The organism is Tautonia sociabilis (assembly GCF_003977685.1).
GTDB lineage: Bacteria > Planctomycetota > Planctomycetia > Isosphaerales > Isosphaeraceae > Tautonia > Tautonia sociabilis.
This window is the reverse complement of the sequence record NZ_RYZH01000104.1, coordinates 1-6,813: the sequence shown is the minus strand read 5'-3', so window position 1 is coordinate 6,813 and position 6,813 is coordinate 1. Positions and strand designations below refer to the sequence as shown.

Genomic DNA, 6,813 nt, shown 5'->3' with positions numbered 1-6,813 from the left:
GCGGGACGGACGCCTTCCCGGCGACCAGACCCGCGAGGTCACACCCGTTCCCATCCCGAACACGGCCGTTAAGCTCGCGGGGCCCATGATAGTGCTTCGGCGCGAACGTCGGTCATCGCCGGGTCCCATTCCCGAAGACGCCCCGCATCACCCCCGTGATGCGGGGCGTCTTCGCGCGCTGAGCTTCTCCTCTCTCCCACTTAATTCCCGCTGCTGTCACTCCTTCCGCCCCGGGCGGCCCTGATCTGATTGAGCAGCTTTTGCTGGGCCTCGGTCAGGACGGCCTCGCATTCGGAGAGCTCCTGACGCTTCAGTTCCTGGATCCGCTGTTCCAGCGCGGCGATCTCCTCTCGATAGCGTCCCCGGATCGCGTAGATGTCCTGCTTCTGCTGGTCCGACACGCCGACCAGCCCGAAGTAGGTGGGGAGGCGACGGTAGGGGGGATAAGTCTTCGAGGGCGTCCCCTCCTGGGCCGGCCGGTCGACCGTTCCCGGCGGCTTGGAGTCGTCCTGCGCCCCGGCGGAGTATCCCAGGGCGATGCTTGAACCAACCAGGGCGAGTGCGATCGCCGTCGCTCGAAGCGAGTTCAACATCGATGACCTCCAGGACTTCGGAGTCCAAGACGTTCCGGCGGCCGGGGGACGGCCGCCGAGCGGTCACGCAGCCGGTTGTGGCGGCGAGTTTGACGGCTCTCGTGCATGGCCGCAGCGGATTGTGACCTGATCGGTTCGGCTGCTTCAAGATAAATCCGGGATGGCAGCGAATCGGGGATTCCTCGGGAGCGTCGTCGCAGTGCAGGGGAAATGCGGGCGAGCTGGCCGGGTCGCCCCGTAGCCCGAGGCGGCAGGTCTTCCCGCGGCTTCCGGCGATGAGCCCTGGAATCGGAGAGCCCGAACGGGTAGATCGAAGGGAGGGGCCTTGAACTCCCGACCGGCGTATCGGAACGCGGAGGGAATCCGATGAGGAATCGCATTCTGGCCAACGGGGCCGCGGTGCTGGCCATCGCCGCGCTGGCGAGCGCGGGGGCGGGAGGGGACGAGCCCGCCGCGAAGACATCCCGGGGGCGATCCGCCGCCCCGCAGTCGAGGGGGCCGAGCGTGGTGAAGACCGACGCCGAGTGGCGGCAGCAGCTGTCCGAGATCGAGTACTACGTCACCCGCCGCAAAGGGACCGAGCGGGCCTTCACCGGCCGCTACTGGGACCACCATGGCGATGGGATCTACCGCTGCGTCTGCTGTGCGACGCCGCTGTTCGACTCGAGGACCAAGTTCGAGTCGGGGACCGGCTGGCCCAGCTTCTTCGCGCCGCTGGAGCGGTCGGTCGTGCGGACGCAGACCGATCGGAGCAACTTCATGGTCCGCACCGAGGTCCTCTGCCGAACCTGCGACGCCCACCTCGGCCACGTCTTCCGCGACGGCCCCAGGCCGACCGGCCTGCGCTACTGCATGAACTCGGCGGCGCTGATCTTCCAGAGCCGAGCCGAGTACGAGGCCGAGCAGGCGGCCCGGTCGATCCTGGAGACGGAGCCGGAGACGGAGCCGGCACCGGACCCCTCGAAGGGGGAGCCCGGGACGGACGAAGGCCCGACACCGGGTCCTGAGGAGGAGCCGGCGCCGGGCCGCTGAGCCGTTCCGATCCGATCCGACCCGACCCGACCCGACCCGATCCGAGTCTGGTCGGGGTCGCGCGGGGTGCCGATCAGGAGCGATCGGTCACGGGGGAGAGCGTCTCGACCCTCGTCCCCGTCCCGTTCGGGGGAGGGGTCGAGGCCGTCGAGGCCGGGTGGGCGCGGAGGTCGGGCGGCAGCATGCCCTCGGCGGCGGTCTCCTTCGCCGGCATGGCGCCGCGGCGGGCCTGGGAGATGAGGTAAAGATTGCGCGTATAAATGAGGACCCCGGCTCCCTGCCCGACGATGATGACCGGATCCTTGAGCCGGAACAGGGCGTAGGTCAGCAGCGTCAGGCCGCCGGCGAGGCTGAACCACCAGAAGGCGGTCGGGACGACGGAGTCCCGCCGCCGCTCCGAGGCGAGCCACTGGACCAAAAAGCGGGAGGTGAAGGCGAGCTGGCCGAGGAACCCGACCCCGAGCCAGGCCGCGTCGGCCCAGTTGTCCACCCCGAACCACGACCACGACATGCCTCAGGCCTCCTGCCTGGCGGCGGCGGCGCGGGCGAGGTCGGACGCCGGGGCGGCCGGGGGCGCGACCGCCCCGGTCCGAACCGGCCTCCGCATCAGCCAGGCCACCCCGAACAAATCGACCACGACCGTCCACGACCGATTCCGAAGCGAGTAGTGCGAGCTGCCGTGCGGCCTCGGCCGATGCCCGACCGGCTCCTGGCGGATCACGCAGCCTTCGCGTAGCAGCAGCGGCCCGAAGAATCGGTGCGCCCCATGGAACATCGGTAGTCGGAGCGCCACCGCTCGGGGGAAGATCCGCACCGAGCAGCCGGTGTCCCGGATCGACTGCCCGAGCACGGCGTTGCGGATGCGGTTGGCCCACCGGCTGATCTGCCGCTTGGACCAGACGTCCTCCCGCTTCCGCCGCCAGCCGAGCACCGCGTCGTACCCGGGGAGGAGATCCCACAGCCGGGCCAGGTCGCCCGGGTCGTTCTGCAGGTCGGCGTCGAGCGTGGCGACATACCGGCCTCGGGCCTCTCGGAACCCGGCCACGATCGCCGAACTCTGCCCGACGTTGCGCTCCATACGGACGACCCGAAGCTCCGGATACCTCGGCGCCAGTCGGGAAAGGACCTCGGGGGTGGCGTCGGTCGATGCGTCGTCGACCAAGATCACCTCGAAGCCTTCCAGCCGGTGTCCGAGGCCAGGCTCGCGCCCGACCATCGGGCGGAAGGCCCGCGCGATCTCCTCGATCAGCAGCGGAAGCGCCTCGGCCTCGTTGCGGGCCGGCACCACGATCGACAGGCTGATCTCGTCCGGAAGCCCGCCCGACGACCCGGCCGGGCCGGGCGACAGGTGGGCGGAACCGCCGGGGCGGTGCGACGGGTCGGGCCTCATTGTCGACATGGCGCGCCTCCCTGCCGGGCGCTCGGTCGCCCGCGTTCCGAACGGGGCCATCCGGGCCCCCAAGGTCCGGTGTTATGGCACGGTTCGCCCCAGGCGTCCAGCCCAATGCCGGGGCGATCGGTCCTTCGCTCCGGGGGCCCGGGGAGGCTGGCCCTCCCGTGCTCCGGGAACGCCAATCCCGGATGGGCCCGCCTCCCAGAGTAGCCGAACCCGAGACTCGAACCGACGCCGGATCGACCCCGCGGCCCCAGGCGATCGCCGAGCCGGGTCCGGTCCCCTTCCTCCCCGATGTCCCCCGGAGCGCCCCATCCCCGGCCCCCGTCCGGCCTCCGCTCGTTGTCCATCCCCCCTGCCCTCGCCTCGCGTCCGGGAGCCTCGTTGCGCCGCTCCCCGATCGCCCGACGCCTCCCCTGCCCGATCGATACCATCGGAGCCGATCGTCCCCTCAGTCACACGATCTGCCCGGAGTCGCCGGCCCCCCCCTCCTCACCCCCACCCAGGGGCCCGCCTCCCGTCGCCATCCCTGACCCCTCCCGACCCTCGCCGCGTTCCCCCCAACCCGACCTCGGCCAACCTCGTCCCCTCGGGCCGATCCGTCCCGGTGCGCCGATCGGTGCGTCTCGGTGCGCTTCGGCGCGCTTTGACGAATCGGGGATTATTCCTTGTGGATATTGGTCTTGCGTCGATCGCGTTGGGTTCGCTCCGCGCGCCGAGCGCCGCCTCCCGCGCGGCCTCCCGGCCGATCCCCCCGGCGATCCTCGACCGAGCCCGCCCGAGCCCGAGACGCCGGGAGATCGGGGCCCTCGCGGCACCGCGCGCCGATTGGTGCGCTCGGTTGGATTCGCTCGAATTCGTCCGATCTCCTTTCTGAACAGGGAATTGCGGGATCTGCATTGGGTTCGTCCCGCGCCGGCGAGCGCTCCGCCTTCCGTCCGGCCTCCCCCTCCCGGCGCGAGGGCAACTCGGGTGTTGGTTTCCCTTGATGGTTGCACGATTGGCTGCGTGACTCCTGCGTCCGGCGCCGCTCCGAGCCCCCGGCTCCCGCGCCGTCCCGGCTCGGGGACGGAAGGCGCTCTCCTGTTGGGGGGGAAGGGGCGATCGGGCCGATCGGCGCGGCGACGAGGATCATTGGTCGAGGTTCCCGGGGGCATTCGCCCGGCCGAAGGCTCGGGCTCCGGTCGCGGTGCGGGGGCCATTCACCAGTATGATCGTGTCGATCGGCCCGGAGGGTGTTTGCTTGATCGGCCGGGAATGCCGCAGGATACTGGCAATGCGTGCACAATCGGCGATTCCCGGGGGCGGGCGATGACACCAATCGCGTTCTCGAGGCGGCCCGGACCACTCGTTGTCCGGCCGGTTCAACCGCGAACGGTTGCTTGCGTGCTTCGTGCCCGCTTCCCCGGCCGCCTCTCATCGCTGCGCGATCCGGACAACTCGGCGTCCGGGCCACTCCATCCCCCCTTGAACATCGCCAACGGCATCACTCCTGACCGAACGACACGGGAGACGGAGCATGGAAGCTCGGGGTGGCCGGGGTCGTGGCGACCCCGGACCCGGGGGGCCCCCGCGACCGGGGTCGCCACGACCCCGGCCACTCCAACCCGGCGGGCGGTCTGCCACGAGATCCGGGATCATTCCCTCCGTGATTGTGATCCATCCGTTGCCTCGCCCGGGTGGGTGGGCTCCGCACCGGCGGATTCGGAACCACCGGGCCGGGCCGGCCCTGTCCTTGGCATGAGACGTCCCGAAATGATGGTTGACGAGCTCCTCGCCCGGATCGCCAGGCGCGATGCCTCCCGCTCCGAGGCGACGCTTCAGGCGGACATCCGGCAACTGATCCTGACGGTTCCGACGTGGCTGGCGCTCGCTCCCGAGGAGGTCGTCACCGCGGACCTGGAGACGCCGGTGGGCGTTCGACGGCGGATCGACATCGAGGTCGGCAGTTGCCTGATCGAGGTCAAGCGCGACCTCTCGGCCGGGACCGTCCTGCCCGACGCGATCAGGCAACTGTCGGGTTACCTGGCTGCCCGGCAGAAAGAGACGGGATGCCGGTACGTGGGCATTCTGACCGACGGCTCCGACTGGCGGTGCGTCTGCCTCCCCGTCGACTCGGGATCGGACGGGGCTCCCCGGGAAGTCTCCTCCTACACCCTCTCGCCGACCCGGCCGGATGCCGAGGCGTTCCTGATCTGGCTGGAGGGGGTCCTCGCCACCGCCCGGGACATCCCGGCGACCCCGCGCGAGATCCATCGGCGGCTCGGGGCGGGAAGCTCGGCCCATGCCCTCGACCGGGAAACGCTGCTCGACCTCTTCGCGCGGCATCGCGACCACCCCGCCGTCCTGATGAAACGGCGCCTGTGGGCCCGGTTGCTCACGACCGCGCTCGGCACCCAGTTCGAGGATCGTGACGAGCTGTTCGTCGAGCATACCTACCTCGTGAACACAGCCGAGGTGATCGCGCATGCCCTGGTCGGCTTCGACCTGGCGGCGATCGCGCCGGCTTCGCTGCTGAGCGGCCACAAGTTCGAGGAGAGCGGCATTTCGGGCGTCGTCGAGGCCGACTTCTTCGACTGGGTCGTCCACGTCCCGGGCGGCGAGGGGTTTGTCCGCTCGATGGCCCGGCGCGTGGGCCGCTTCCGATGGCAGGAGGTGGGCGGCGACGTGCTCAAGGTGCTTTACGAGTCGGTCATCACGGCGCCGACCCGGAAGCGATTGGGTGAATACTACACGCCCGACTGGCTCGCCGAGCGGATCGTTTCGGAGACGATCGACCGGCCGCTCGAAACCCGGGTCCTGGACCCGTCGTGCGGCTCGGGGACGTTCGTCTTCCAGGCGGCCCGGCGTTACCTCGCCGCCGCCGAGGACGCGGGTCTGCCGCTGGCCGAGGCGCTCCGGGGCCTGACGCATCATGTGCTCGGCATGGACCTGCATCCGGTCGCGGTGACCCTGGCCCGGGTCACGTACCTCCTGGCCATCGGCCGCGACCGCCTCACGCGCCCCGATCGGGGCCCGATCCAGATCCCCGTCTACCTGGGGGACGCGGTCCAGTGGCGGCGCGAGGCGCAAGACCTGTTCTCGGGCGGCAATCTGATCGTCGAGACGGACGACCGGAAGCAACTGTTCGAGTCGGAACTTCGCTTCCCGGAGGAGCTGCTCGAGGACCCGGCGCGGTTCAACCAGATTGTCGAGTCGATGACGAAGCTCGCCGGGAGCCGAACGCCGGGGAGCGCCGTTCCGAAGCTGTCGGGGCTCTACCAGCGCTACGCCGTCTCCCCCGCCGCGCGGGAGACACTGGACGGGACCTTCCGCACGCTCTGCGACCTGCACGACGAGGGCCGCGACCACATCTGGAGCTACTACGTCCGCAACCTGGCCCGGCCCTGGTGGCTGGCCCTGCCCCAGAATCGCGTCGATGCGCTCGTCGGGAATCCGCCCTGGCTGGCGTATCGGTACATGACCCCGGCGATGCAGGAGGCGTTCCGCGAGTACAGCGAGGAGCGGGGGCTGTGGCATGGGGCGAAGGTGGCCACGCACCAGGACCTCTCCGGGCTGTTCCTGGTCCGAGCGGTCGAGCGCTACCTCCGCGTCGGCGGCCGGTTCGCCTTCGTGATGCCGAACGCAGCCGTCGACCGGGGGCAGTTCCATGGGCTCCGCGAGGGACGTGTATGGCCTTTGGGTTCTCTGGACGGGAACTTGATGGTACTCACGCCGCCGCCGGGACGCCAGCGAGGAGGTCACGTCGCACCTGGTCGGGCGACCGGTGGGCGTGACGGAGGATCAGCCATCGTT

The 6,813-nt window shown here is 70.4% G+C and carries 4 protein-coding genes, 1 rRNA gene and 1 pseudogene; 3 read left to right on the top strand and 3 right to left on the bottom strand.

Annotation, left to right across the window (positions count from 1 at the left end):
- The first annotated feature begins 16 nt into the window (after window positions 1–16).
- Window positions 17–124 (top strand): 5S ribosomal RNA (gene rrf, locus TsocGM_RS25415).
- A 76-nt stretch (window positions 125–200) separates the two neighbouring features.
- On the opposite strand, the gene TsocGM_RS25410 is transcribed toward rrf, so the two are convergent.
- Window positions 201–593 carry an SNARE domain-containing protein gene (locus TsocGM_RS25410; protein WP_126728267.1) on the bottom strand — a complete coding sequence of 131 codons (393 nt, stop codon included), beginning with the start codon at window positions 591–593 and terminating at the stop codon, window positions 201–203.
- Between the two features lie 402 nt (window positions 594–995).
- Here TsocGM_RS25410 and msrB point away from each other — a divergent pair.
- Window positions 996–1,469: pseudogene (gene msrB / locus TsocGM_RS25405) on the top strand (peptide-methionine (R)-S-oxide reductase MsrB); the annotation flags it as partial.
- Between the two features lie 229 nt (window positions 1,470–1,698).
- Here msrB and TsocGM_RS25400 read toward each other — a convergent pair.
- Entirely contained in the window at window positions 1,699–2,136 is a 438-nt protein-coding gene (locus TsocGM_RS25400) for a lipid-A-disaccharide synthase N-terminal domain-containing protein (RefSeq protein ID WP_126728265.1), read from the bottom strand.
- A 3-nt stretch (window positions 2,137–2,139) separates the two neighbouring features.
- Window positions 2,140–3,024, bottom strand: coding sequence for a glycosyltransferase family 2 protein (locus TsocGM_RS25395; RefSeq protein ID WP_126728264.1), 885 nt, complete (start codon window positions 3,022–3,024; stop codon window positions 2,140–2,142).
- Between the two features lie 1,749 nt (window positions 3,025–4,773).
- Between TsocGM_RS25395 and TsocGM_RS25390 the strand changes: the two genes are divergently transcribed.
- Window positions 4,774–6,813, top strand: a 2,040-nt coding sequence (locus TsocGM_RS25390; protein WP_148114895.1) for an N-6 DNA methylase, incomplete at its 3' end; no start/stop codon positions are given.